Source organism: Micromonospora sp. NPDC049102 (assembly GCF_043197485.1).
GTDB lineage: Bacteria > Actinomycetota > Actinomycetes > Mycobacteriales > Micromonosporaceae > Micromonospora.
Genome location: NZ_JBICTE010000011.1, coordinates 137,841 through 161,123, shown reverse-complemented (window position 1 = coordinate 161,123; position 23,283 = coordinate 137,841). Strand labels below are relative to the sequence as shown.

The 23,283-nt window shown below is 71.4% G+C and carries 16 protein-coding genes; 10 read left to right on the top strand and 6 right to left on the bottom strand.

Features of this window, described 5'->3' with window-relative positions; genetic code table 11:
• Positions 1–38: 38 nt before the first annotated feature.
• Entirely contained in the window at positions 39–734 is a 696-nt protein-coding gene (locus ACGFH9_RS14350) for a response regulator (protein ID WP_393218660.1), read from the bottom strand.
• The gene (locus tag ACGFH9_RS14345) at positions 731–2,314 is read right to left on the bottom strand and encodes an ATP-binding protein (RefSeq protein ID WP_393218658.1); all 1,584 of its coding nucleotides are present in this window, start codon (positions 2,312–2,314) and stop codon (positions 731–733) included. Before ACGFH9_RS14345 ends, ACGFH9_RS14350 begins: the two co-directional genes overlap by 4 nt.
• 83 nt (positions 2,315–2,397) lie before the next feature.
• Between ACGFH9_RS14345 and ACGFH9_RS14340 the strand changes: the two genes are divergently transcribed.
• The 3 genes from ACGFH9_RS14340 to ACGFH9_RS14330 all read left to right on the top strand — a co-directional run bounded on the left by ACGFH9_RS14340 (position 2,398) and on the right by ACGFH9_RS14330 (position 7,910).
• On the top strand, positions 2,398–3,774 hold the full coding sequence (locus ACGFH9_RS14340; protein ID WP_393218656.1) for a cation:dicarboxylate symporter family transporter: 1,377 nt from the start codon (positions 2,398–2,400) through the stop codon (positions 3,772–3,774).
• Between the two features lie 287 nt (positions 3,775–4,061).
• Positions 4,062–6,212 carry a protein kinase gene (locus ACGFH9_RS14335; RefSeq protein WP_393218653.1) on the top strand — a complete coding sequence of 717 codons (2,151 nt, stop codon included), beginning with the start codon at positions 4,062–4,064 and terminating at the stop codon, positions 6,210–6,212.
• Positions 6,213–6,491: 279 nt separating this feature from the next.
• Positions 6,492–7,910: an FAD-dependent oxidoreductase gene (locus ACGFH9_RS14330; RefSeq protein ID WP_393218651.1), complete on the top strand. Its 1,419-nt coding sequence runs from the start codon at positions 6,492–6,494 to the stop codon at positions 7,908–7,910.
• Positions 7,911–8,247: 337 nt separating this feature from the next.
• Here ACGFH9_RS14330 and ACGFH9_RS14325 read toward each other — a convergent pair whose 3' ends face one another.
• Positions 8,248–11,376, bottom strand: coding sequence for a COR domain-containing protein (locus ACGFH9_RS14325; RefSeq protein WP_393218648.1), 3,129 nt, complete (start codon positions 11,374–11,376; stop codon positions 8,248–8,250).
• A 171-nt stretch (positions 11,377–11,547) separates the two neighbouring features.
• Between ACGFH9_RS14325 and ACGFH9_RS14320 the strand changes: the two genes are divergently transcribed.
• Positions 11,548–12,585, top strand: a complete 1,038-nt coding sequence (locus tag ACGFH9_RS14320; RefSeq protein ID WP_393218645.1) for an aminotransferase class V-fold PLP-dependent enzyme — start codon at positions 11,548–11,550, stop codon at positions 12,583–12,585.
• 6 nt (positions 12,586–12,591) lie between these two features.
• Here ACGFH9_RS14320 and ACGFH9_RS14315 read toward each other — a convergent pair whose 3' ends face one another.
• Entirely contained in the window at positions 12,592–13,764 is a 1,173-nt protein-coding gene (locus ACGFH9_RS14315) for an acyl-CoA dehydrogenase family protein (protein WP_393218643.1), read from the bottom strand.
• A gap of 99 nt (positions 13,765–13,863) precedes the next feature.
• Here ACGFH9_RS14315 and ACGFH9_RS14310 point away from each other — a divergent pair, with 99 nt between their 5' ends.
• The 3 genes from ACGFH9_RS14310 to ACGFH9_RS14300 all read left to right on the top strand — a co-directional run bounded on the left by ACGFH9_RS14310 (position 13,864) and on the right by ACGFH9_RS14300 (position 17,220).
• The gene (locus tag ACGFH9_RS14310; RefSeq protein ID WP_393218640.1) at positions 13,864–14,529 is read left to right on the top strand and encodes a TetR/AcrR family transcriptional regulator; all 666 of its coding nucleotides are present in this window, start codon (positions 13,864–13,866) and stop codon (positions 14,527–14,529) included.
• 100 nt (positions 14,530–14,629) lie between these two features.
• On the top strand, positions 14,630–16,084 hold the full coding sequence (locus tag ACGFH9_RS14305; RefSeq protein ID WP_393218637.1) for an aldehyde dehydrogenase family protein: 1,455 nt from the start codon (positions 14,630–14,632) through the stop codon (positions 16,082–16,084).
• Entirely contained in the window at positions 16,081–17,220 is a 1,140-nt protein-coding gene (locus tag ACGFH9_RS14300; protein WP_393218634.1) for an alcohol dehydrogenase catalytic domain-containing protein, read from the top strand. Before ACGFH9_RS14305 ends, ACGFH9_RS14300 begins: the two co-directional genes overlap by 4 nt.
• A gap of 148 nt (positions 17,221–17,368) precedes the next feature.
• Here the strand turns inward: ACGFH9_RS14300 and ACGFH9_RS14295 are convergent, their stop codons facing one another.
• A complete protein-coding gene (locus tag ACGFH9_RS14295; protein ID WP_355247134.1) occupies positions 17,369–18,226 on the bottom strand; it encodes an SPFH domain-containing protein in 858 nt (285 codons plus the stop codon).
• Positions 18,227–18,377: 151 nt separating this feature from the next.
• Between ACGFH9_RS14295 and ACGFH9_RS14290 the strand changes: the two genes are divergently transcribed.
• The 3 genes from ACGFH9_RS14290 to ACGFH9_RS14280 all read left to right on the top strand — a co-directional run bounded on the left by ACGFH9_RS14290 (position 18,378) and on the right by ACGFH9_RS14280 (position 21,341).
• Positions 18,378–19,031 carry a transcriptional regulator gene (locus tag ACGFH9_RS14290; RefSeq protein WP_393218631.1) on the top strand — a complete coding sequence of 218 codons (654 nt, stop codon included), beginning with the start codon at positions 18,378–18,380 and terminating at the stop codon, positions 19,029–19,031.
• A gap of 121 nt (positions 19,032–19,152) precedes the next feature.
• Entirely contained in the window at positions 19,153–20,721 is a 1,569-nt protein-coding gene (locus tag ACGFH9_RS14285; RefSeq protein ID WP_393218628.1) for an MFS transporter, read from the top strand.
• A gap of 11 nt (positions 20,722–20,732) precedes the next feature.
• Entirely contained in the window at positions 20,733–21,341 is a 609-nt protein-coding gene (locus tag ACGFH9_RS14280) for a TetR/AcrR family transcriptional regulator (RefSeq protein ID WP_355247144.1), read from the top strand.
• 15 nt (positions 21,342–21,356) lie between these two features.
• On the opposite strand, the gene ACGFH9_RS14275 is transcribed toward ACGFH9_RS14280, so the two are convergent.
• Positions 21,357–23,276, bottom strand: a complete 1,920-nt coding sequence (locus ACGFH9_RS14275) for a helix-turn-helix domain-containing protein (protein ID WP_393218625.1) — start codon at positions 23,274–23,276, stop codon at positions 21,357–21,359.
• Between the last annotated feature and the right edge of the window lie 7 nt (positions 23,277–23,283).

Sequence of the window (23,283 nt, the reverse complement as noted above, 5' to 3'; positions counted from 1 at the left end):
GGGGCACACGGGCATCCGCCGACGCCACCCCGGCCCGCTCAGCGGGGGCGGTACTCGACCTCGGGGCGGCCGGGGGTGCCGTAGCGGGGGGTGCGGACGGCCCGGTCGATCGTCACCAGGTACTCCAGGTAGCGACGGGCGGTCACCCGGGAGATCCCGGTCGCCGCGCTCACCTCGGTCGCCGACAACCCCGCCTCCGGGCCGGCGCCGCCGGCCAGCGCCGCCCGTACCCGGGTGAGGGTCTGGGCGTCGAGCCCCTTGGGCAGGCTGTGCCCGGCGGTGCCCCGCAGGGTGGCGAACATCCGGTCCACGTCGTGCTGGGCGGCCACCTCGCCGTCGGCGAGCGCCTGGGCGCGGTAGTCCGCGTAGCGTTCCAGCTTGTCGCGGAAGGTCGCGAACGTGAACGGTTTGAGCAGGTAGTGGGTCACCCCGAGGGACACCGCGGTGCGCACCACCGCGAGGTCCCGCGCGGAGGTCACCGCGAGCACGTCGACGCTGCTGCCGGCCGCGCGCAGCGCCCGACAGACGTCCAGGCCGTGCAGGTCGGGGAGCCGAAAATCCAGGAGTACGAGGTCCACGTCGCCGCCGTCGTTGGCGCGCAGGGCCGCCATCGCCGCCCGTGCGGTGTGTGCCACCCCGACCACCGCGAACCCGGGGACCCGCCCGGTGTTCGCGGCGTGCGCCTCGGCCAGCAGCGGCTCGTCCTCGACGACCAGTACCCGGATGTCGGTCATCGCGTGCCGCCGAGCGGTAGTCGGACCGTGAACAGGCTGCCGCCGTCGTCCGAGCGGGTCACCTCGGCGCTGCCGCCGTGGCGGCGCACGACCTGCCCGATCAGCGCCAGACCGAGGCCCCGCCCGGTGCTCTTGGTGGACCAGCCACGTCGGAACGCGTCCGCCACCCGGTCCTTCGCCAGTCCCGGGCCGCTGTCGGCGACCCGGACCACCAACTCGTCGTCGACAGCGCCGACGAAGACCCGCACGGTACGCGGCGGGGGCGTACCGGCGACCGCCTCCAGGGCGTTGTCGACGAGGTTGCCGACGACGGTGAGCAGGTCGTTCGTCGGCAGCGGGCTGTCGTCGAGGCGGCAGTCCGGCTCGATCACCAGGTCCACGCCGCGCTCGCCGGCCTGTGCGGACTTGCCGAGCAGCAGCGCGGCGAGGGCCGGCTCGGTGACCGCGTCGACCACCCGGTCGGTGAGCTGCTGGGCGAGGGCCAGGTCGCGGGTGCCGAGCCGGACCGCCTCGTCGGCGCGGCCCAGCTCCACGAGCGTGAGCACGGTGTGCAGACGGTTGGCCGACTCGTGGGTCTGCGCCTGCAACGCCTCGGTCAGCGCGCGGACCGAGTCCAGCTCGCTGGCGAGGGCTCGCAGCTCGGTCTGGTCGCGCAGGGTCAGCACGGTGCCGAGCGCCGAGCCCTCGAAGCGGGCGGTCCGCTGGTTGGCCACCAGCACCCGGTCACCGGCCAGCATGGGTTCGTCGAGGGCGTCGCGGCCGGAGCCGAGCAGCTCGGCCACCGCGGGTGGTAGGTCCACGCCGGCCACCGGCTGGTCGGTGACCGGCTCGTCCGCGTCCAGCCCGAGCAGCCGTCGGCCCTCGTCGTTGATCAACGCCACCCGCCGGTCGGTGGTCAGCACGACGAGACCCTCGCGCACCGAGTGCAGGACCGCGTCGTAGTACTCGTACATCCGGGTCATCTGCGTCGGTCCGAGGCCGTGGGTCTGGCGGCGCAGGCGGCGGCTGAGCAACCATGAACCGGTCGCGGCGAGCGCGAGCGCCGGCGCGGTGACGCCGAGGAGCACGGGAAGCTGGCGCAGCAGCTTGCGGTTGATCGCCCGGGTGGTGATGCCCACCGAGACCAGACCGATGATGCGCTGCTGCTCGTCGTACACCGGAACGACCGCGCGCACCGACTCGCCGAGCGTCCCGACGTTGGTGGTGGTGAACGGATGGCCCGCCAGGGCGGGCCCGATCTCGCCGACGAACGGCTCGCCGATCTGCCTGCGGGTGGGATGGGAGAAGCGGGTGCGGTCAGGGGCCATCACGACCACGAAGTCGGTGCCCGTGGCGTGCCGGGTCGACTCGGCGTACGGCTGGAGGGTGCGGGCGGGGTCGGCGGTCGTGAGGGCGGCGCGGACGTCGGGGGAGTTGGCCACGGTCTGCGCCACCGCGAGCACCTCCTCCTGCGCGGCCTGGCGGGAGTCCGTGCGGGCCAGCCAGACGGCACCCGCCGCGCCGGCCAGCACGAGCAGCGTGACCACCACCGCCTGGAGCGCGAAGAGCTGCCCGGCGATGCTCCACTGGCGTCGGGCCACCTCCAACACCTCCCTGAGGTTTTCGCGGTGAACAGAATGACCGCAAGGCTGTCAACGGGTGAGACGCGCTTCACATTGTCGACATGGACACCACCGCACCTACCACCACTGCGGAGCCGCCGGCCCGCCGGGACCGTACCCGCTTTTTGTATCTGGCCGTCATCGCGGCCGTGCTCGCCGGCATCGTGGTCGGCCTGGTCGCTCCCGATTTCGGCAAGGAACTCAAGCCGATCGGCACCGGCTTCGTCAACCTGATCAAGATGATGATCAGCCCGGTCATCTTCTGCACCATCGTGCTCGGGGTCGGGTCGGTCCGGCAGGCCGCGAAGGTCGGCAAGGTCGGCGGCCTCGCCCTCGGCTACTTCCTCACCATGTCGACGGTCGCGCTCGCCATCGGCCTGGTCGTCGGCAACCTCATCCACCCCGGCTCCGGCCTGAACCTGGGCCCGGACCTCGCGGGCGCGGGCAAGGCCGCCGCCGGTGGCGAGGCCGCCGATACGACGGAGTTCCTGCTCGGGATCATCCCGACCACGATGCTCTCCGCGCTCACCGAGGGCGAGGTGCTCCAGACGCTGCTGGTGGCGCTGCTCGTCGGCTTCGCCGTGCAGGCGATGGGTCGGCGTGGTGAACCGGTGCTCGGCGCGATCGCCGTCATCCAGCGGGTGGTGTTCAAGGTTCTTGCCATGATCATGTGGTTGGCACCGATCGGCGCGTTCGGGGCCATGGCCGCCGTGGTCGGCGCGACCGGCGTGGACGCCCTCAAGAGCCTCGCCCAGATCATGCTCGGCTTCTACGCCACCTGTCTGATCTTCGTGCTGGTGGTCCTGGGCGCGCTGCTCTGGTTCATCGCCCGGATCTCGATCTTCTCGCTGCTGCGCTACCTGGGCCGGGAGTTCCTGCTGATCCTCTCGACGTCGTCGTCGGAGTCGGCACTGCCCCGGCTGATCGCCAAGATGGAGCACTTCGGCGTCAGCAAGCCGGTCGTCGGCATCACGGTGCCGACCGGCTACTCGTTCAACCTGGACGGCACGGCCATCTACCTGACGATGGCGTCGCTGTTCATCGCCGACGCGCTGGGCAATCCGCTCTCCATCGGCGAGCAGGTGTCGCTGCTGCTGTTCATGATCATCGCGTCGAAGGGTGCGGCGGGCGTGACCGGCGCCGGCATCGCCACGCTGGCCGGTGGCCTCCAGTCGCACCGTCCGGACCTCGTCGACGGGGTCGGGCTGATCGTCGGCATCGACCGGTTCATGTCGGAGGCCCGCGCGCTGACGAACTTCGCCGGCAACGCGGTGGCGACCGTGCTGGTGGGCACCTGGACCGGCGAGTTCGACCGGGAACGGGCGACCGCGGTGCTGCGCGGCGACGACCCGTTCGACGAGGCCACCATGCTCGACGACCACGACGACGAGCCGGTGCGGCGTCGGTCCGACGACGAGAAGGTGACCACCCCGGCCTGACTCCGGGTCGGCGGCGAGATCGGGGTGTCCGCGTTCCAGGGAGCCCCCGTCGTCGCCGCACTCGTGTCGATCACCATGAGTCCGTAGCGGGGTGGCGAGCCCTGCACATTGGCAGCCGCATATTTCGTTCATGCGTGGTGGTAATGTCGCTCTAGGCGACGATAGTGAAATTGCGTCAAGGTGACATGTTTGGTTACACGCCGACGATATTTGTGACTTACCTAACTGTTGTCTTCTCTATTGCGTCACGAATTGGGTGCGTAAACAGCGCCCGGTATCTTCCCTGAGTGCCTGACGCCTCTCGACAGTTGATTGCCGACCGTTACCGGCTGGTCCGTCCACTCGGCCAGGGTGGGATGGGCCGCGTGTGGCTCGCCCGGGACGAGATGCTCCACCGGGACGTCGCCATCAAGGAGCTGGTGGCGTCGCCCGGTCTGCCGGACGGCGAGCGCCGGGAGATGCGGGAACGGTCTATGCGCGAGGCGCGGGCGGTCGCCCGGCTGGGCCACGTCAACGTGGTACGGGTCTTCGACGTCCTGCACTCGGGCGACGACCCGTGGATCGTCATGGAACTGGTCCCGTCCCGGTCACTGCAGGAGGTGCTCACGGCCGAGGGGCCGATGTCGGCGTCCCGTGCCGCGAGGATCGGGTTGGGCGTGCTGGCCGCGTTGCGCGCCGCGCACCGGGCCGGCGTTCTGCACCGGGACGTCAAGCCGGCCAATGTGCTGCTCGCCCACGACGGCAGAGTGGTGTTGACCGACTTCGGCCTGGCAACGCTCCCCGGCGACCCACGGATGACCCAGACCGGGATGGTGCTCGGCTCGCCGGCGTTCCTCGCCCCGGAGCGAGCCACCGACGGTACGGTGGGCCCAGCCGCGGACCTCTGGTCGCTCGGTGCCACCCTCTATGCGGCGGTCGAGGGTCGCACCCCCTACCAGCGGTCGTCATCGATCGCCACACTGGCGGCGCTCGTGACCGAGCCGCCGCCGCAAGCCCAGCGGGCCGGTCAGCTGACCCCACTGCTTGAAGGGCTACTGCGCCGGGAGCCGAACCAGCGGATCAGTGGCGAGGAGGCTGAGCGGCTGCTCCGCCAGGCCGTCAGCCTGAGCGAGCAGGACGCTCCGGAGGGCAGCAACGTCGACGACCCGGTCGCTGCGGGGGATGGCGACGGCGACGGTTCGATCGCCGGGGCGGACGACATCCGTAGGGCGCTCCGGCCGGAGATCGTGCCCGGGCTGGTCACCGCCGAAGTCAGCCCGCCCGCGCCGGAAGGTGCTACCGACGTGCCCGTATCGACGAAAGGGCGCATGCGTCGGGCCCGGCTGAGCGGCGCACTGGCCGCCGGCCTACTGCTGGTGGTGCTGGTGACCGCGACGGTGCTCAACGGTGGGCTGCGCGGCGACGTGAGCGACAAGTCGGCTGCGGCACCGACCGCGAACCCGTCGACGAGCGGCTTGTCGGAGATCAGGGCGCTGCCGCCTGCGGGTTGGCACTACTACCGCGATGATCCCCGCTTCAGCCTGCCGTTGCCGGACGGCTGGCAGGCGCAGCGTGACGGTGGGCGGGTCGAGTTCCGTGAGCCGGACGGCAGGCGGCTGCTCGTCGTCGACGAACTCCGGCCCATCCCCGGGGACCTTCCTGCCGACCTGCGGACGAGGGAAGCGGCCGAACGCGAGCGGTACGCCGACTACCGGCAGGTGCGGCTCACTGCGCTACGTCTTCAGGTGCGGGCCGCAGAATGGGAGTGGACGTACACCGACGAGGACGGCACGCCGATGCGGGCGGTGAGTCGGGCGTTCGTCGCTCAGAACGGGCACGGCTATTCGATCCGCTGGACCACCCCGGCCGCCGAATGGTCCGCGAGCACGGACCTCTATGCGCTCATCACGGATGGCTTTGGAGGCTTGCCGGTGGTGGGCGCCCCCCGGTCTGGACCCGCCGTGGGGCCGTTCTCGACCGCGTCCGGGAAGTCCGCGCCGGAAAGCGGCCCCGGCGCGACGGTCCCGAGAGATCCGGCCCAGCAGTCGGCTGCCCCGTCGCAGGGCGCCACCGACCCAGGGAAGCAGATCCTCGGGTTCGCGAGCAGTCGTTGCATCGAGATTCCGGGCGGCAACGCCACGGCTGGTGTCCGACTGCAGATCGGGGACTGTAGTCGGACGGCGAAGCAGCTGTGGACTTTTCCCGGTGACGGTACGGTCCGCTCGATGGGCAAGTGCCTGGACGTCGCCGGTGGCTCCACCGCAGAGGGTGCCGCCGTTCAACTGGCCGACTGCTCTGGTGCCAGTTCGCAGAGGTTCAACCTGAACAAGGCCCACGACCTGGTCAACATCCAAGCGGCCAAGTGCGTTGACGTGCTCGACGCGAACATGGACAACGGTGCCCGGCTGCAGATCTGGCAGTGCAATGGCAGAGCCAACCAGAAATGGCGGACCAGTTGAGCGCACGCGCCGTCGGCGACGGATCGGTTCTGCCCCGCTGTCGGTGACGGAGGTTTCAGCTGACCAGCGGTCATCGAACGCACAGTCCATTATGGAGCAGCAACTTTATTTTTGGTTTATTCCCAGCTGGGGGCCCGTGCTCGGCCGCGATCGAGGGAAAGTGTTGACAGGCGGCTTTCCCGAATCGAATAATTTCCCTGCCTTGCTGCGAGCCGCACTTGGCATCCCACTGTGCTCGACTGTTGATACCTAGTCTTTCCGGAAGGGGAGGATCGGTAGATGACCAACTACCGCAGTTCACCGCAGCTTTCAAGGCGGGGTGTTCTTGCGTCGGCGGGTGCCGGTGCGGCGGCGGCGCTGCTGGGCGCCGCTGGTCGGCCGGGGGCCGCCGAAGCAGCCTTGCCCGGTCGTGCCGGGACGCGGGTCGTGGTGATCGGCGGTGGGATCGCCGGGGTCGCCGCCGCTTGGCTGATGGATGGGTATTGCAATGTGACGCTGCTGGAGGCGGCGTCCACGCTGGGCGGTCACAACGCCACCGTCCAGCTCGACGTCGACGGCCGTCAGGTGGCCGTCGATCTCGGTGCGCAATTCTTCGGGCCAGCCTCACACCCGATCTATCACAAACTCGTGACGTCGGTTCTGCAGTTGCCGACCGTACCGAACGCCTTGTACAACACCGTCGCGCAGTATGGGGTGCAAACCCCGGTGATGGTCTCACCCTCGGCCGGGCGTCCGATCACCGACGTGCTGCCCTACCTGCCCGGGCTGCAGGCTATCGGCGCGGTCATGGCCGGGGCAAAGGACCTGGAGACTCGCCAAGACTGGGATACCACCGTCGGCGAGTTCGTCGAGGCATTGGCCGTCGATGAAACTCTGAAACAGAGTCTTGTCTATCCGTTCGTTGCGTCCGTGAATGGCGCTTCGATCCCTCAGGCCAAGGCTTTCTCGGCGCGCGCCGCGTTGGCGCTCGGAGTTCGGCCGCTCGTCGGCGACGGTGCCGAGCAACGGACGGAGTACGTCAACGCACGGGACGGTCTGCAAGCCGTCATCGCGGCTCTCGCCGGTGAGTTCACCACCGTGACCGCGCTGACCAACTCGGCTGCCACTGGGCTTTCTCGGAACGGTGCGCTGTACCGGGTCGTCGATGCCGCGGGTCGGGTGCACGTCGCGGAGCACGTGGTGCTGGCGCTACCACCGGAGCCGGCGACGACGCTGGTCGCTCAACTACCCGGTGCCGATCCGCTCGTTCGAGCCTACCGCCGCTTCGGGTACATGCCGGCGCGGATCGTCGTGCACCGGGACCCCGTCTACATGCCGGCTGCGTCCACGGACTGGTCGTCGTTCAACATCCTGCGAGACGGCGACCACGCAGAGGCGTCGATCGCCTTCCAGCAACTGCGCGGCGACGTCACCCTCTACAAGAGTTGGGCCCTGAACCGCCGGCAGGAGCCGGAGCAACTGCTGGCGGAGACGACCTTCCGCCACCCCGTGATCACGCCGGACTTCATCCGGGCGCAGTCCGTGCTGCACAGCAGAAACGGCTGCGATGGGCTCTGGTTCGCTGGCAGTCACGTTCTCGACGTGGACAGCCAGGAGAGCGCCCTCGTCACCGCTATCCGGGTGGCCGCCAAGCTGTCTCCGCTCTCACCGAACCGCCGCCGGCTGGGCACGTTGCCGCCGTCACCGGTGATCCCCTGACCATCCGCCGAACCTCGCGTCCTGGCCGGGCAGTATGACCCTGAGGGGCTGCGGCGCGTGCGTGGCCGCGGCCCCTCAACGCGACAACCCTCTCCGGAGGCCACTCCGAGTGCCACGAATCGCCTGCCGTCGTGGATCTGGAGCATCCGGTGCGACGACCAGGCTGGCCCTCGCGGTCAGCTCGTCGCCACGACGGCCGTCGCACAGAACTCCTGCGGGCGATCACGACCCGCCCATTGATCTCCCTGGCATCGTCACCGATGTCCCGGACGTGGAGTTCGCAGTAGTGGTGCCACGCGTCTGGCGCACCCACGCCGAGGACCGTGCGTCGGTCCGGTCAGGGGATGACAGGTAGGCCGCTGTGGTAGCGGTGCTCGAACTGACGGTGGACCCAGAGGATGCGGCCGTCCGGGCGGACGACCTTGCGGAGGTCGGCGATGGTGACGTCCTGGGCGCGCAACGCGACGTGCAGCGTCCGCAGGGTGGCGCCCTCGGCGATGATCGGTGACGTCGGTGCGCCGGGGACCCGCTGCGCCAGACCGGCGCTGTGGTCGCCGGCGGTGAGCTGGTTCGTGGCCTCCGCAGCGGCGTTCAACGTCTCGTTCGCCATCGCGACCTGCTCCTCGACGGCCTTCCACTGATCGTCGTTGAACTCGAGTTTGAGTTCGGCCATACCCACGCCGAGCAGAGGCTTGAGGAGCATGGTGGTGGCCCTCAGGAGCGGTACGGCCCGGACCCACCACTCCCGTGAGACGTCGATGGTGTAGACGCCGGCGTCGCGCCGATCGGGCTCGAGGACGTGGACGGGCTGGAGCGAGTGCTCGCAGTACAGCGTCAGCCGCATCCGGATGGACGTCCACTGCGGATTGCGCAGGGACGCCCCGACGGGAGTGAGGGTGAACAGCCGGGGGCCGTCCGCGGCCTCGTCGTTGAGTTGCCACATCAACGCGGTCAGCTGTGCGTTCACGCTGGCGAGGTTGGCCTTGACGGTGTCGCTGAGGTCGGTGAGTCGCTTACTGAGCCCGCGGACATGGCTGTCCACCAGCGCCACGCCGTCCTGTAGGAGGGCCAGCGCGTCGTCGCTGGCGCGCGAACCGCCCAACAGCGAGTCGATGGCGGGGAAGGCGTCGCACCCGGAGATGGGACACTGCGCGACGGTCTGGCCGTGCGCGTCGCGCAACTTGATGAGCTTGTCGACGTCGAACAGGCCCGCGCCCGGCGCGGCCAGGCCGCAGTCGTCACGGCAGCCGACGAGGGCGACGGTGGTCAGGCCCGGCCAGAACCGCTCGATGCAGTAGCGGATCTCGTCGGTGACCTGTCGCAGGTAGGTGACGGCGTCCGGGCCGCGCACCTGGACCTGGACACCGACATCGGTACGCACCGTGAGAAGTGCGCGGGCACCGTACCGGCTCTGCAGGACCATGCCCTGCTGCCAGTGCAGGCCCTGCAGGGAGTCGGGTTCCGTGTAGCGCTGGTGATGCAGGCGGACGATGAGCCGGTACATCAGGGAGTCGGGAATGACCACGCGGCCCGCGGGCCCCTCCGAGATCCGGCACACCTCCAGGTACTCGCGGTCGCCGGGGCGGAAGTCGACCCACGCCCTGCGCAGGTCCGGCTGTGCGACGGGAACGAGTTGCGCGATGAGGCTCACCGGCTGGGGAGAGGCGTCGAGGGAGACCTGGTACGTCAGCTCGAAGCGCCCCATGAGCGCCAGGAACAGTCGCTGCTGTTCCCTCGTGTAGACCGTGCCGTCGGGCGCCTGCGCGGCGCTCCACAGCCTACCGAGCGTGCGGTGTTCGACGAGACCGAGGGCGTCGACAGCGTCCCGGCTGTCGAGGACGGCGGCGATCGCGACGTTGAGCCAGTCCGGTTGGAGGATCACGAACGCGGCCAGTGCGTCGTCGTCCGCGTAGTAGATCCACTTACCCAGGTGGTGGGCATTGCTGGCCAGTGTGCGGGCCTGGAAGGCGTTCAGTCCCTGCGTGGCGGCCGCCGCCTCGTAGCCGTGGTAGTCGATCACCTGCTGGCCACCGGCGCTGACCGCCTCGATCGTCCGCTGCCAGCTCGCCGGGTAGTTGCGGTGCACGTGTGGGAGCGTGCCGGCGGCCACGGCGATCGCCTCCCGTAACGCCTCCAGCCGGTCGTCCGGGACGGCACTGTCGACCTCGTGGAAACCGACGATCAGATCGCCGAAGCGCTGCCGCAGGTGCTGTCCGTCGATGGAGTCCGCCCGCGAGGACGGGCCGCCGTGGGACGCGACCACGAGGACCCGGGCGTCCGGTGCCCGGTGCGCGATCATGGCGATCCAGGATTCCACCATGCCGGCCACGACACCCGGACGTGGTTTCCAGACGACGACGTAGACCGCTGCGGCGCTGAAGAACACCTGGTGGGCCGGCTGGTACGCCTGTTGGCCGCCGAAATCCCACCCGTTCAGGGTGATCTCGCGGCCGGCGTGGCTGACCACCAGCGGTTTGATGTCCATGCCCTGCGTCTGGTGACGATCTCGCCAGGGTTCGCCTCGCAACGCGCCGAGCAGGGAACTCTTCCCGGCCTCGCCGGCACCCACGAACAGGAGCTTGGCCTCGGAGATCGAGATCCCGTCGGTGCCGACGTCCCGCAGGAACGCCAGCAGCGCTTCCGTGCCCTCCATCTCGGCGGCCAGGACCTCGGGCGCGAGCGGATTACCGCTCACGACGAGGGTCTGCAGCTTGGCGAGCCCGCCGATCGCGTCCGGCAGGGCCGTGAGCCGGTTGCCGTCCAGGTACAGCTCGACAAGGGAGGTCCAGTGCGCGACTGCGTCGGGCAGGGCCGTGAGCTGGTTGCCTTCGAGGGTCAGGTGGGTGAGTGAGGTCCAGGTGGCGACGGCGTCGGGCAGGGTGGTGAGCCGGTTGCCGTCCAGGTGCAGCACGGTGAGGGAGGTCCAGTGCGCGACGGCGTCGGGCAGGGCGGCGAGCTGGTTGTCGGCCAGCCGCAGCGCGGTGAGGGAGGTCCAGGAGGCGGACGTGGCGGGCAGGGTGGTGAGGTGGTTGCCGTCCAGGCCCAGCGCGGTGAGGGAGGTCCAGTGCGCGACGGCGTCGGGCAGGGCCGTGAGCCGGTTGCCGGCCAGCCGCAGCACGACGAGGGACGTCCAGCCGGCGACCGCCTCGGGCAGGGCGGTGAGCCGGTTGCGGTCCAGGCCCAGCGCGGTGAGGGAGGTCCAGGCGGCCACGGCGTCCGGTAGCCCGCTGAGCCTGTTGTCACTCAGGTCGAGGGATCTGAGGGAGGTCCAGGCGGCGACCGCGTCCGGCAGGGTGTCCAGGCTGTTGTCGGACAGATCGAGGACTGTCACGTGAGCGAGAGCCGGACTGTCGCGGAGCAGCTCGGCCAGGTCGCCACTGGAGAGGCCGAGACCGCCGAGCTTGACATGCCCGTCGGTGGCGGCAGCTATGCGGTGCCGGGCCTCGACAATCGCACCGTCGTCCATGTCGAAAAGCGTAGTCCCTTGTGCACAATCGGTGTCCATGGCCACGTCTGCCGGCGCCGCCGCCTCCGCGCCGGGCTGTCTGCCCGACCACGGCCGGGCAGACCCACCGACAGGCCGCCGATCGCCGATTGGCCGTCGCTCACCTGCGGTAACCCGCCTAGCGTCGGTGCCATGGAGATCGCGCAGGCGCAGCAGTTGTGGAAGCCGGAGCCCGGCTGGTTGAACACCGCCTCCTACGGGCTGCCGCCCGAGCCGGCCTGGACGGCGTTGCAGGACTCCCTCGCCCAGTGGCGGGTCGGCAGCACGTCCTGGGAGGGCTGGGGCGAGTCGGTGCAGCGGGCCCGGACGGCGTTCGCCGGCCTGATCGGGGTGCCCGACGCCGACGTGGCCGTCGGGGCGACGGTCTCCCAGATGCTCGCGCCGGTGGCGGCGTCCCTGCCGGCCGGCGCCACCGTTGTCGTTCCGGAGATCGAGTTCACCTCGAACCTGTTCCCCTGGCTGGTGCAGCAGGAGCGGGGCGTGACGGTCCGCACGGTGCCGGCGGACCGGCTGGCCGACGCTGTCGACGCCGACACGGACGTGGTCGCGTTCAGCCTGGTGCAGTCGTCCGACGGCGCCGTCGCCGCGTACGACGAGATCGTGGCCGCGGCCCGGGCGCACGGCGCGCTGGTGGTGGTGGACGCGACCCAGGCGTGCGGGTGGCTGCCGTTCGACGGCAGCCGGGCCGACGTGGTGGCCGTGGGCGGCTACAAGTGGCTGATGAACCCGCGCGGCACCGCGTACGCCTATCTCGCCCCCGCGCTGCGCGAGCGCCTGCGCCCCGACGCGGCGGGCTGGTACGCGGGCGGCGACCCGCACGCCTCCTACTACGGGCCGCCGCTACGGCTGGCCGACGACGCCCGCCGGTTCGACATCTCACCGGCCTGGTTCAGCTGGGTGGGCGCCGCCCCCGCCATGGAACTGGTCGCCGAGATCGGCGTGCCGGCGATCCAGACGCACGACGTGGCGCTGGCCAACCGGTTCCTGACCGGCCTGGGCCGGCAGCCGGGGGACAGCGCCATCGTCGCCGTCGACGTGCCGGACGCCCAGCAGCGCCTCGCGGCGGCCGGCATCCGCGCGGCGGTCCGGGCCGGCCGGGTCCGCGCCTCGTTCCACCTCTACTCGACCGAGGCGGACGTGGACGCCGCCCTGGAGGCGCTGGCGGGGTGACGCGGCTCAGGCCAGGTGACCGCCGATCTTCGTGTACCCGCGCAGCAGGTCACGGGAGATGATCAGCCGCTGCATCTCGTCGGTGCCCTCGAAGATGCGGTAGAGCCGGACCTGCCGGTACCAGCGCTCGATGGGCAGCTCCCGGGTGTAGCCCATGCCGCCGTGGATCTGGAGCACCCGGTCGACGACCCGGTTGACCATTCCGGCGCCGTAGAGCTTGCCCATCGACGACGCGTGCCGGGGGTCGAGGCCCTGGTCGACGGTCCACGCCGAGCGCAGCACCAGCCAGCGGGCCGCCTCCAACTCGGTCTCCGAGTCGGCGATCATCCACTGGATGGCCTGGTTGGTGCCGATCTTCGCGCCGAACGTCTCCCGGGTGTTGGCGTACTCGATGGCCATCTGCAACACCCGCTCGGCAATGCCGATGGCGTGCGACGGGATGGTGTAGCGGCCCTTGCCGATCCACTCCATGCCGAGGGTGAAGCCCTGCCCGATCTCGCCGAGGATGTTGCGGTGCGGCACGCGTACGCCGTCGAAGATCAGTGACGCCGGCCCGCCCTCGCCCATGGTCTGGATGAACTCGGAGCGCCAGCCCATCGCCCGGTCCACCAGGAACGCGGTCGCGCCGCCGTTGCGGGCGCCCTTCTCCCGGTCGGTCACCGCGACGACGATGGCGAAGTCGGCGTCGTGACCGCCGGTGATGAAGGTCTTCTCGCCGTCGAGGATCCAGTCGTCGCCGTCGCGGCGGGCGGAGAGCCGGATGTTGGCGGCGTCCGAGCCGGCCCCCGGCTCGGTGATCGCGAAGCAGGAACGGCGCTCGCCCTCGATCGTCGGGATGAGGAACTCCCGCTTCTGCTCCTCGGTGGCGTGGAACAGGATGTTGTCGGCCTCGCCGCCGAAGCGGAACGGCACGAACGTGTGGCCCAGCTCCGTCCAGATCAGTGACTGGAGGACGGCCGGCAGGTTCATCCCGCCGTACTCCTCGGGGGTCGCGAGGCCCCAGAAGCCGAACTTGCGCGCCTTGAGTTGCAGCTCGCGCACCTCGGAGTGGTCCAGGCTCGGCTGGTGCGCCCGCTCCCGGCGGAGAACCTCCGTTTCCAGCGGCATCACCTCGCGTTGGATGAACGACCGGGCGGTGTCCCGCACCGCCCGCTCCTCGTCGCTGAGCGAAAAGTCCACGATCGTCCTCCTGGCGTCGGCGTGGCCGGTCACCATTAAACTAGCGGTGTAAGTTTTGATGCGTCCAGACCCCATCGCCCAGACCCGACGAGGAGCGCAGTGCCCCGACCCCGCCAGCCCCGGCTCACCCGGCAGCTGATCGTCGAGACAGCCACCGCGCTGATCGACGCCGAGGGCCTGCCCGCCTTCTCCACCCGCCGGCTCGCCGCCGCGCTCGGAGTGCAGGGGCCCTCGCTCTACAACCACTTCGCCACCAAGGACGAGATCCTCGACGCGGTCGCCGACGGGGTCACCGGCACCGTCGACACCAGCGGATTCGTCAGCCGCGACTGGGTCGCCGCTTCGCGTGACTGGGCGTGGTCGTACCGGCGGGCGCTCACCGCGCACCCGAACATCGTGCCGTACCTGGCGCAGGGTCCGGGTCGACGACCGGCCGCCCTCGCCATGGCCGACGCGGTCTACGGTGGCCTCGTCCGCGCCGGCTGGCCGCCGGCCCGGGCCACCCACATCGGCGCGGCGCTGCGCTACTTCGTGGCCGGGTCGGCGCTCAACTCGTTCGCCCGCGGATTCGTCGAGGACCCGGAGCTGTACGCCGCGCACTACCCGCACCTGCGCCAGGCGCACCGGCTCGCCGAGCACCAGCAGAGCGTGGACGAGGGTGCCTTCGCTCTCGGCCTGGACGCGCTGCTGCACGGCCTGGCGGCCGAGTACGACCGCACCGTCGGCCCCCTCGGCACTGTGGAGTCTGGCCAGCCCAGCGGGTAGCGTCCAAACTCCCAGCGCTAGTTTCGCCGCCACCGCCCGCCGCACATCCCACCACCGATCCCGGTCGCCATCGCCCGTCGCCCACCCTCGAAGGGACGCCATGGACCTCGCCGCCCCGCCGTCACCGCTGCCCGACCTCCTGCGCCTCCGGCGCCACGTGCACATCGGCGGCGAGTGGACGCCTCCCGCCGGCACCGACGTGATCGAGGTGGAGAGCCCGAGCACCGGCGACACCGTCGGGCAGGTGCCCGCCGGCACGGCGGCCGACGTGGACGCCGCCGTCGCCGCCGCCCGCGCCGCCTTCGCGGGCTGGGCGGCCACCGCGCCCGCCGAACGCTCCGCTCACCTCGACCGGCTGCACACCGCACTCGCCGCCCGCGCCGACGACCTCGCCCACGCCATCGCCGTGGAGCAGGGCTCGCCGCTCAAGCTCGCCACCCGCGTGCAGGTCGGACTCCCGCTGACCGTGCTGCGCGACCACGTGGCGCTCGCCGCCCACCCTCCGGTCGAGGAGACCATCGGCAACTCCCTCGTCGTCCGCGAGCCGATCGGCGTGGTGGGCGCGATCACCCCCTGGAACTACCCCCTGCACCAGGTGATGGCGAAGGTGGCGCCCGCGCTCGCCGCCGGATGCACGGTCGTGCTCAAGCCCAGCGAGCTGACCCCGCTGACCGCGTACCTGCTCTTCGACGCGGTCAGCGAGGCCGGCCTGCCACCCGGTGTGCTCAACCTGGTCCCCGGCACCGGCGCGGTCGTCGGCGAGGCCCTGGCCGGACACCCCGACGTCGACCTCGTCTCGTTCACCGGCAGCACCGCCACCGGCACCCGGATCATGCGCAGCGCCGCCGACCGGATCGCCCGCGTCGCGCTGGAGCTGGGCGGCAAGTCCGCCAACGTGATCCTCGGTGACGCCGACCTGGCCACCGCGGTCAAGGTGGGCGTCGGCAACGCCCTGCTCAACTCCGGTCAGACCTGCACGGCGTGGACCAGGATGCTGGTGCACCGCGACCGGTACGACGAGGCGCTCGACCTGATCGCGAAAGCGGTGGCCGGCTACCGGCTCGGCGACCCGTTCGACCCGGCCACCCGGCTCGGCCCGCTGGTCTCCGCCGCCCAGGCGAAGCGGGTACGCGACCACGTCGAGCAGGCGCTCGCCGACGGCGCGCGGCTGGTCGTCGGTGGCCCGGACGCCCCGGTCCCGGCGCGCGGTCACTTCGTCGCCCCGACCGTCTTCGCCGACGTGCACCCGGACAGCGCGCTCGCCCAGGAGGAGGTCTTCGGTCCCGTCCTCGCCGTCATCCCCTTCGACGACACCGACGAGGCCGTGGCCATCGCCAACAACTCGCGCTACGGGCTGGCCGGCGCGGTCTGGTCCGCCGACACCGAGGCGGCGCTCGCGGTGGCGCGACGCCTGCGTACCGGGGCCGTCGACATCAACGGCGCGCCGTTCAACCCGCTCGCCCCCTTCGGCGGCTACAAGCAGTCCGGCCTCGGCCGGGAGCTGGGCACGCACGGGCTCGCCGAGTTCTGCGAACTGAAGGCGATCCAGCGATGACCGGTCCCGAGCTGTCCCCGGCCGCGCCGGGAGGTGTCGAGTCGGCGTCCGCGCCGGTCGTCGTTCGCGCGCTGGTCGCGCGCGGGCCCGGCGCCGAGCTTCGGGTCGAGCGGGTACGTCTGCCCGCCCCCGGCCCCGGACAGGTGCGGGTGACGATCCGGGCGGCCGGTGTCTGCCACTCCGACCTGTCCATGGTCAACGGCACCATCGCCGCGAGGTTTCCGCTGGCCCTCGGGCACGAGGCGACCGGGGTGGTGGCCGAGGTCGGGCCGGGCAGCCGGCTCGCGATCGGCACACCGGTGGTGCTGAACTGGGCGCCGGCCTGCCGGGCCTGCTGGTGGTGTCAGCGCGGCGAGCCGTGGCTCTGCGCCGACACGACGGCCCCGACCGTGCCGCGTGGCGAGACCGAGGACGGGGTCCCGCTGCACCTGACGCTCGGTCTCGGCGCGCTCGCCGAGGCGGTGGTGGTGCCGGAGAGCGCCGTCGTCCCGATCCCCGCCGGGTTGCCGCCCGAGCAGGCCGCGCTGCTCGGCTGCGCGGTGCTCACCGGCCTCGGCGCGGTCCGGACCACCGCCCGGGTCGCGCCCGGCGAGTCGGTAGCTGTCGTCGGGCTCGGCGGGGTCGGCCTGGCCGTCCTGGCCGCGGCTCGCCGGGCCGGTGCCACGACGATCCTGGCCATCGACGTCGCCGAGGCGAAACGGGACCTGGCCCTCGCGGCCGGGGCGACCGACTTCCTGCTCTCCGACGACCGGCTCTCCAAGGAGGTACGGGCGCGCACCGAGAGCCGAGGCGTCGACCACGCCTTCGAGTGCGTCGGTCGGGCCGCCACCATCCGGGCGGCCTGGCGACTCACCCGTCGTGGGGGCGGGGTAACCGTGGTCGGCATGGGCGCCAAGGATGACATGGTCAGCCTCGGCGCGCTCGACATCTTCCACTCCGCCCGTACGCTGCGCTCCTCGGTGTACGGCTCGTCCGACCCGGACCGGGAGGTGCCGGTGCTGGCCGGCGAGCTGGCCGACGGCACGCTGGACCTGGGTGTGCTGGTCAGCGGCACGATGTCGCTGGACGAGGCACCGGTCGCGTTCGAGAAGTTGGCGCGGGGCGAGGGCGCCCGCTGGGTCGTCACGCTGGACTGACTCGTCATGTGATCACGATGTCGACCCTGAGGAGGCGAACTGTGTCCGCCTGGAGCAGACCGGTTACCTGCCGGTGTACGCGGCCTGGGCCTGGATCGTGGTCCTCGTCTTCTCGCCGCATCCGCCCCCGGCCGGCCCGGCGGCCGCGTCACTTACCGGTGACGATGCCGGGGTTGATGCACAGGCCCGGGTTGGCGCCGTTCTTCTCGGCGATCTCCAGGCAGCGGGTCACCTTGTCGACCTTCGCGTTGGTCTCGGTGATCTGCTTGGAGATCTCGGCGTTCTTGCGGTCCTGCTCCAGGTTGCGGGTCTGTGCCAGCTTGTCCTGGAACGCCTTGATGTTGCCCTCGGTCTTGTCGTCGTGGTTAACCCGCGTGATGGTCACCGACAGGATGTCGACGTCGGTGGCGAGGCGGTTCTCGCCGCTGGTCTTGATGTTCGCCGCGAACGGCTTGAGGTCCACGTTCAGGTCACCGGTCCGCGCGTCGATCTTCTCCAACGGGTTGTACGCGGCGAACGCGTCGTTGACCGCGCTGTCGAGCTGCACGCCCACCCGCTGTCCCCGGAAGCTGTCGAAGTCGCCCTTGTAGTCCATGAACTGCTTGGGCGCGTTCTCCGGCTTGACCTGCCACTCGATGAGCACCTCGACGCAGGCGTCGGCGAGTGTCCCCGTGCGTACCCGGACGCAGTTGTCGCCGCCGATGTGGTCATACTTCTGTCGGCCCGCGTCCCACTCGCCGACCTTCTGCCAGGGCGCCACCCACTTCAGGCCGGAGCCGGTCACCTCGCCGGTGGGCTTGCCGAAGCTGGTCACGATGCCGACCGAGCGGATGGGCACCGAGTGGGCGCTGGAGGCGAGGCCGACCAGCAGGGTGAGGGCGACGAAGCCGAGCGCGGCGAGAGCGGCCACCCGCTTGAGTGACCGCGCGGGAGCGACGAGTGCCAGGACGGCGCAGACGGCCAGGGCGACGGCGAAGACGATCGCCATGGTGAAGCCGACAGGCATGGGGTGGAGAGCCTTCCGCTGGGCTGTGTGGATCATCAATCTAGGAGGTCGGGTCAAGTCGGGCCGCGCCGGTAAATTCCGCGCCGGGCGCATCCGCCGCGCCCACTCGCGGCGAACCCCGGATAAAGAACACCTATCCGGGGGTACGCCTGTGCTGACCGATCCGATGCCGGCCGACGCCGTGCAGACCGCGCTCAAGCAGGTCTCGCTGGCGGCCGAGGACCTGGACGGTAACCGTGTCGCCTCGCTGATGCTGGAGTTGGCCGCCGAGTGGGGCGTGCCGGCGCTCTGGGAGCAGGTCTGCCAGCCACTGCTGGCGCGCCTGCCGGGGCGCGACGCCGCCGAGATCGCCGTGGAACACGCCCTGTCCGAGGGCGTCCGGGTGGGGCTGGACGTCCACCGCCGGGAACCCGGGCGGTCCCTGCCGACCGGTGGGGTGCTGCTCGCCGGCGCCGACCGGGAGGCGCACTCGCTCGGCCTGCACGCCCTTGCCGCAGCCCTGCGGGAGCGGGGGCGCGGCTGCCTGCACCTGGGGTCCGCGCTGCCGTGGCCCGCGCTGACGAGCGCCGTGCGCCGGGCGCGTCCGTACACCGTCGTGCTGTGGTCGCAGACGCCGGTGACCGGCCGCGCGTACCGTCTGGTGCGCTTCGCCCGGGATTTCTCCCACCTGCGGGTGTACGGCGCCGGACCGGGCTGGATCGAACCCCTCGCCGCGCCCGCAGGCCACCTGGGCGCGCTGCCGGCAGCCGTCGACGTCTGCCTGGCCGAGCCGGAGCCGAGGGAGTGGCGGCGCGCGGAGACGTGACGCGGACCACTTGCGATACGAAACAGTTCCGTATCGTTAATGGCGGTCGTACTCTGGTCGCCGTTACGAGTCTGGCCCGTATCGTATTGCGGAGCGGGTGCAACCGGGGGGAGAACCGGGCATGGAGCTGCACGACAACACAGGACACCCGAGGAGGTGGGCGATCCTGGGGGTGCTGGTGATCAGCCTCCTCGTCGTCGTCCTCGACAACACGATCCTCAACGTCGCCCTACGCACGCTGGCCGACCCGGTGCACGGCCTCGGGGCCAGCCAGGGCGAGCTGGAATGGGCCATCAACTCCTACACGCTGGTCTTCGCCGGCCTGCTGTTCACCTTCGGCGTGCTCGGCGACCGCGCCGGCCGCAAGCGCTTCCTCATGATCGGGCTGGCGCTGTTCGGCCTGGCGTCGCTGCTCTCCGCGTACGCCGACAGCCCCGCGCAGCTCATCGCGGCCCGCGCCCTGATGGGGGTCGGCGGCGCGGCCATCATGCCGGTGACGCTCTCGATCATCTCCAACGTCTTCGACCCGCGTGAGCGAGGCCGGGCCATCGGCGTCTGGGCCGGCGCGGTCGGCCTGGCGGTGGCGATCGGCCCGATCCTCGGCGGCACGCTGCTGGAGCACTTCTGGTGGGGCTCGGTCTTCCTGATCAACGTCCCGGTGGTCGTCGCCGGCGTGATCCTGGTGGCGCTGCTCGTCCCCGAGTCGCGTGACCCCCGTCCCGGCCGCGTCGACCTGCTCGGCGTGCTGCTCTCCGTGGTCGGCCTGGTCGCCCTCTCCTACGGCATCATCGACGGCGGCGAGCACGGCTTCGACCGCCCGGTGGCCTGGGGTTCGATCGTGGTGGGTCTCGCCGTGCTGGCCTGGTTCGTGCGGCACGAGCTCCGCTCCGACCACCCGTCGCTGGACGTCCGGCTGTTCAAGGTGCCGCGCTTCGCCGCGCCGGTGGCCATCGTCGGCCTGGTGTTCTTCGCCGCGATGGGCGTGATGTTCTTCAGCTCGTTCTACCTGCAGCTGGTCCGCGACTACAGCCCGTTGCAGACCGGTCTGCTCTTCCTGCCCTTCGCCGGCGCCCAGCTGGTCTTCGCACCGCGCAGCGCCGCGATGGTCCGCCGCTACGGCGGCCGGGCGGTCGCCGCCGTGGGGCTGGGGCTGACCGTGGTGGCGCTGGCCGCGTTCGCCTTCATCGACGCGTCCACCCCGATCTGGGTCGTGCTGGTCGTGTTCTTCATCCAGGGCGTCGGGATGGCCAACATCATGCCGCCGGCCACCGAGTCCATCATGTCGGCGCTGCCCCGTGAGAAGGCCGGCGTGGGCTCCGCGGTGAGCAACACCGTCCGTCAGGTGGCCGGCGCGCTCGGCGTGGCGGTCCTCGGCTCGGTGCTCAGCGCGGTCTACCGCAGCGACGTGGGCGACGCGCTGACCGGCCTGCCCGCGCAGGCGCAGGACGCGGCCAACGAGTCGATCTCCGGGGCGTACGCGGCCGCCGGACGACTCGGACCGGCGGCTCCCACGCTGATCTCGGCAGCCAACGACGCCTTCGTCACCGCCATGCACTGGGCGGCGGCACTGTCCGCGATCGTCGCCGCCCTCGGCATGCTGGTGGTGCTGCGCTGGATGCCGGGTCGCGACGCGCTTGCTCCGGCGTCGGCGGCTCCCGCCGCCGAGCCCGAGTTGGCCGGGACGGCCTAGGTTCCGGGACAATGTCCGACATGACGTCCACCGCCGATGCTCCGCGGTCGCCCGGGCGACCGCGGAGCCTCCGCGCCGACGAGGCGATCGTCGAGGCCACTCTCGACCTGCTCGCCGAGGGCAGCACCATCGAGGCGCTCTCGATCGAGGCGATCGCCACCCGCGCTGGCGTCGGCAAGGCCACCATCTACCGCCGCTGGGCGGGCAAGGACGCGCTGCTGATCGACGCGCTGCGCCGGCTCAAGGGCATCATGCCGCAGCCGACCGGCAACTCCGTCCGCGACGACCTGCTCGTGCTGGTCGGCGCGGTCGGGCAGAACGTCGACCCCCGCGCGGCGAAGATCATGCCGTGCCTGGTGCCGGCGGTGAACCGCAGTCCGGACCAGTTCCAGCTCTACCAGAACATCATCGAGCCCCGGCGGCAGCTCATGCGCGAGGTGCTGCGGCGCGGCATCGACGAAGGGCTGCTACGACCCGACATCGACGTCGAAGTGACCATGGCGCTGCTCACCGGGCCGATGCTGATCCAACGCGTACTCCAGTGGAACCCGGAGTTGGACGACCGCAACCTGCCGACGCAGGTCGTCGACGCCGTCCTCGAGGGCATCCGCGCCCGCTGACCCGAGTGTGTCGGGTCAGCCCGCCGGGGCGCGCAGCCGGTGCAGGCGCAGCGCCAACTGCACCTCCAACGCCCGCTCGGGTCGCTGCCAGTCCGCGCCCAGCAACTGTCCGACCCGCTCCAGCCGCTGCGTCACCGTGTTGACGTGCACGTGCAGCTGCTCGGCGGCCCGGGCCAGGCTGCCGCCCACCCCGAAGTACGCCTCCAGCGTCTTCACCAGCGCCGTCCCGCGCCGGGCGTCGTAGTCGACCACCGGGCCGACCGTGGCGGTGAGGAACTGGGCCACGTCCCTCTCGCCCCGGTCACCGACCGTGCCCAACAACAGCCCGACGAAGCCCAGCTCCGCGGTGCTGGCCCCCTGACCCGCGCGGCCCAGCGCGCCCAGCGCCGTCAGGTAGCGGTCCGCCTCGTGGAACGTCCCCGCCAGCGTCCCCGGCCCGGTCGACGGGCCGCTCGCCCCGGCGGTCACCGGCCGGCCCGTCACCCGCGACAGGTCCCGTGCCACCGCGCGGGCGCTGCCGCCGGCGTCCTGGCCCGGCAGCATCAGGACCACCCGACCGTCGCGCGCCGCGGCCAGGCCGCCCCGCGCCGAGGCGTACGTGGTCGCCCAGGAGAGCACCCGCTGCCGAGCCGACCCGGTCGCCGCGATGGCGTCGTCGCCCACCGCCACCAGCACGTGCGGCGCGTCCAGGTCCACCCCGAGCCGGCGGGCCCGGCTGCGCAGCGCGTCGGTGTCGCGCAACGGGCGGGCGATCAGGTCGTCCAGCAGCTCGCCACGCACCCGCCCCTCCGCCTCCGCGACCGTCCGGCGGAACAGCAACAGCAGGGCGGTCACCAGAGCGGCCCGCTCCAGGATGCGCTGGTCGGCGTCGACCAACTCGTCGTCGGGGCGCAGCACCAGCGCGCCCAGGTTCTCCGTACCGGCCACCACCGCCGCGTACCACAGTGGACCACGGCGTACGCTGCGGCCCTCGGTGCGGGAAGCGGCCACCGCCTCCACGATGTCCGCCCGCTCGGGCCCGTCGATCTCGCCGACCCGGGCCAGCAGGCGGCCCTCGGCGTCCAACGCCAACAGCGCCCCGCCCAGCACGTCCGTCACCGCGGCGGCCACGTCTTCCACGCCGCCACCACGCAGCACCAGCGCGGTCATCCGGTCGTGCGCCGCGGCGGCCCGCTCCACCGAACTGCTGTGCGCCCGGATGGTGGTGTTCGCCGCCGACAACTCGGCCAGCGCCGCACGCGTCTCGGCCAGCAGCCGGGCCGTGTCGATCGCCACCGCGGCGTGCGCGGCGAGGGAGACCAGCAACGCCACCTCCTCCCGGGCGAACGGCCGGGCCGAGCGGTTGGCCGAGTAGAGCACCCCGATCGAGGTGGAGCCGAGCCGCAGCGGCACACCGAGGATCGCCACCAGGCCCTCCTCGCCCACGCCGGCATCGATCTCCCCGGTGTGGTGGAAGCGCGCGTCCTCGCCGTAGTTGGCGGTCACGTACGGAGCGCCGGACTGGGCCACCAGACCACCCAGGCCGGCGCCCATCGGCAGCCGCAGCCGCTGGAAGCGTGCCGAGACGGACCCGTCGGTCACCCGCATGTAGGTGTCGCCGCGCTCGTCGTCGTTGAGCGTCATGTACGCCACGTCGGCGCCCAGCAGGTTGCGCGCCCGGTGCACGATCGCCCGCAGCACGTCGTCCAGGTCACGCAGCCCGGCCAGGTCGCTGACCGTGTCGTACAGGCCGGACAACTCGGTCTCCCGGCGGCGGCGGCGCTCCAGCAGCGCGCGGACCCGCAACGCCACTGTCTTGGCCTGCTCCAGCTCGGCCAGTCGGTCCGCGGGCACCCCGGCGGCGCGCGCGGCCACCAACGGGCCCTCGAACTCCACCGCGGCGGCCTCGCGAGCGAGCAGTTCGAGGAACTCCACCGGCGACGACATGGTCGACATTGTGCTC